2 protein-coding genes and 1 pseudogene are annotated in these 3,480 nt (G+C 47.2%); all 3 read right to left on the bottom strand.

Going from position 1 to position 3,480, the window contains the following annotated elements; genetic code table 11:
• A pseudogene (locus AC1WIP_RS13265) lies at positions 1-473 on the bottom strand (FtsW/RodA/SpoVE family cell cycle protein); the annotation flags it as partial.
• 23 nt (positions 474-496) lie between these two features.
• On the bottom strand, positions 497-2,908 hold the full coding sequence (locus AC1WIP_RS13270; protein ID WP_481142275.1) for a peptidase U32 family protein: 2,412 nt from the start codon (positions 2,906-2,908) through the stop codon (positions 497-499).
• An 88-nt stretch (positions 2,909-2,996) separates the two neighbouring features.
• Positions 2,997-3,401 (bottom strand): cell division protein ZapA, encoded by a 405-nt coding sequence (locus AC1WIP_RS13275; RefSeq protein WP_481142276.1) that lies wholly within the window; start codon positions 3,399-3,401, stop codon positions 2,997-2,999.
• Positions 3,402-3,480 lie beyond the last annotated feature (79 nt).

Below are 3,480 nucleotides of genomic sequence, written 5' to 3' on the forward strand. Positions count from 1 at the left end.
ATTCCAGCCAGTCCATAAAGCCAAACTATTTTTTTGAAAAATCGGATTTTGGAAAAAAGGTATGGAATGGTTAAGGAAATCATCAGGGAAATCATCACGATAATATACTGCCGCACCGCCTTCTGAAAGGACAGCCTGGATACAATGCAGAGTCCGATGCCTGTCAGCATACACATATTGTTCAGCAAAAGACGATTGATGTTTTCATATAAAGTGCACACCAATATCAGCGCCGCCAGAAGAAATATCTGTACAAAGGCATAGAAAAACACATACTCCATTTCCCGGCTCACCAGAAAAAGATCCACAAAACAGCAAAGCTGAATCAAAAACATGAAAATGTTCTGGCGCAGATAGGAGCCTTTTCTGTCCTCTTCGTCACGGTAACGGAATACCCAGAAGCACTCAAAAGTATAAAACAGCATGCAGACTGCAATAAAGTATTTGGATAGTTCAAGAATATATTCCTGCATTTTGATTCCTTTCCCAAAGCCGCCTAAAGCACGCCGCGTTTTTCATGTCCAGTGGTGTACGTTCCAAAAGGCGGCGTATCCGCAGGGGAAGACAGATTACCCTGCAGCAGCTCTTCAAAATAACGAAGGATTTGCAAAGCCTCTTCCCCCTTCTCTATGGTAAAATCAAGGCGGAAATCACAGCCTCCCATCCATTTGTCCATTTCCCGGCTGGGGGAATTTTCTAATTGCCGGGAAATTTCCTTGTGCAGAGAAAGGGGAACGCTGTTATAGATCAGATTAAAGCAGTGGACGCAGTTTTGCGCCACCGGAAAATGCTTTCCATAACGGTCAAGAAGCCAAACCGTCTCTTCCCTTCCTTTCACACACCCCGTCGTGGTTTTAGAAACACAGTTGGCGGTAACCATCAAGGGAATATGGCCGTAAATTGGTTTTTCACAGCGGATTCCAAGAGAGTCTGCAAAAGAAACCAACGTACGCTGCTCTCCCGCATTCAGCTCATAAGGTATGCAGAAGCCATCCAGGGCCGCTTCTTTTACCAGGGTCTCAAGAGACCAATGATTAAAACAATAAATGCCGGCATCTGTAAAAACTTTCCCATGCCAGCGGCTATGGCCGCTGGCATGATAATGGTTTTGCATCAAAAAGCCAAGGGCCTCCAGAGAGCGGACCTGAAAGCCCGAAAAAATCTCTTCGTACTCCCGTGCAAGTCTCAACATAGTTTCCAGATAAGAGTGGTCTTCCCTTCGCAGAATGGGTGGAAGAGAAATAAAAATTTCGCTGTCATTTTTAAGCTGCCTGCACAGAGACAGTACCTGTTCCCGAGAAAAGCCGCTCTCCTCTTTCGGATGTTTCCTGCCTGCTGCTCCAAAAAGCAGATCGCCATTCACATAAAGGCGGGAAACACCCTGGGTTTCACCTGCCAGTTTTTCCAGCTGCTTTTGTGTGCTCACTGAAACGGACAGCCCAGGGGAAGCTAAGGAGGCCCTCTCCTGCAAAGGGAATTTGGCCTGGCTGCGCCGGGCAGCGGCAATCTGTTTTTGTTCCGGCAATTTTACCATTCTTTCTGCCGTTGTATATCCCCGTTTTTTTAAAACAGCCTCTTCCAGCTGCTGCACGGCCCTCCGTCTCAGATCATTGATCTGCTTTAAGGGATAAAAAGCATCCGGACTGAGCTGAATTTCCATAGCCGGCTCCACAGGCGGTATCCCGGATTCAGTTTTGGAGACCGCATAAAAGCTGCTGTCTCCCAGCTTCCCCAGCTGTTTTTCAATATTTTCCCGGGTAATAGGATGCTTTTGGGCAGGCTGCACCGCTTCCCCCTGCACTTCCACCGTGGTATCTCCACAGGAAAAGGTTACACAAGCCGGTTTTCCCGTCTCAAATATGGCGCCAATCAAAACCGGCATCTGCAATGGCGCATCTATCCATTTCCTGCGGATTTCAGACAAAAGCGCCTGATCTGTGCCGCCATAAGCGGGACTTTGCAGCGTAACCATTTCCCGGCCATTGCGTCTGTGGTAATAGCCCTCCTGTCGCCCTGTTCTGATATAAAGAGAAGAAAGGGCTTCCATGTCCTTTGGACTTACTTTGTAGTCTCCGCCCTTTTTACTGATTTCATAACAAAGATCAATATATTTCCGGTAAATGGCCGTCACCCCGGCAGCATATTCCGGTTTTTTCATTCTTCCCTCAATTTTAAAGGAATCAATGCCTGCCGCAATCAGCTCCGGCAGAAATTCGATGGTACACATGTCCTTGAGGCTTAGGGGATAGCATACCTGAGAACAGCCCTCCTTTGTCTGCACTGCGTAAGGAAGCCTGCAGGGCTGGGCGCATCTGCCTCTGTTGCCGCTTCTGCCACCCAGAATGCTGCTGAAGAGGCACTGGCCCGAATAGCAATAACACATGGCTCCATGGATAAAGGTTTCCAGGGCAAGGCCTGAGGATTCTTTCAACGCCTTCAGCTCCTCTAAGCTCAGCTCTCTGGCAGGAACCACGCGGCAGGCTCCCATTTTTTTCATCAATTCTGCCCCATAGAAACCGGTGATGGACATTTGTGTGCTTATATGCAGCTCAAGAGCCGGAAAATGCTCCCTGATATAGGAAAGAGCGCCTATATCCTGCACAATCACGCCGTCGAGCCCAGCCTCATAAAAGGGAAGCAGATAGTCAAACAGCTCCTCCATCTCCGCTTCCTTCATCAGCGTGTTTACCGTCAGATAAACCTTTCTGCCGAAAAGATGTGCATAACGGATACACGCTGTCAGTTCCTTTTCTGTAAAATTGTCCGCATAGGCTCTTGCCCCGAACCGGGTGCCGCCCAGGTAGACCGCATCCGCCCCAGCATGTACAGCACCGTAAAAGGCTTCTGCACTGCCGGCAGGCGCAAGGAGCTCTACTTTTTTTTCAGGAAATTGACTGCCTCTGTCCATGTAATACCTCAATTCAAATCCTTTGAAAGATTCCTTTCGCAAAAATTGTCGTAGAATGTAAAAGCTGCCCGAACACGGACAGCCTGCATTATTTTTCCTTTAACTCTGTTTCCAGCCGCACAATATTTTTAGCGTTTTCATTTAACTCCGCCTGCAGCGCCTTAATCTGCTTTTCAGCATTCTCCAGCTTGATCTGAGAGGAAATCAGCTCATGCTTCAGATCATACAGCTCCTTTTCCTTGCCCGCAAGCTCCTCCTCCAGCACAGAAATCTGCTTCTTTGCCTTGAAATAATCGTCGGCAACATTCAACTGCAGTAAAACACTCTGGGTATCCAGCGGCTGCCGTTTGAAGCTGTCTACCTTACTGTATTCATTCATCTTATTGTTAATATAAGACGCTACCTTTTGCAAATATTCTTCGCTTTCGTATCCGCTTAAGGTAAAAACCTTGCCACCGATGATTACCTCGGTATCTGTTTTGGAAGAAGCCATGGACACACCCTCTCTGTTGAAAGCACCTATACAAAATATGCCAAAAATGATAAGAATCAACACAATATATATTAAGTAT

Source organism: Acetatifactor sp., from assembly GCF_982438285.1.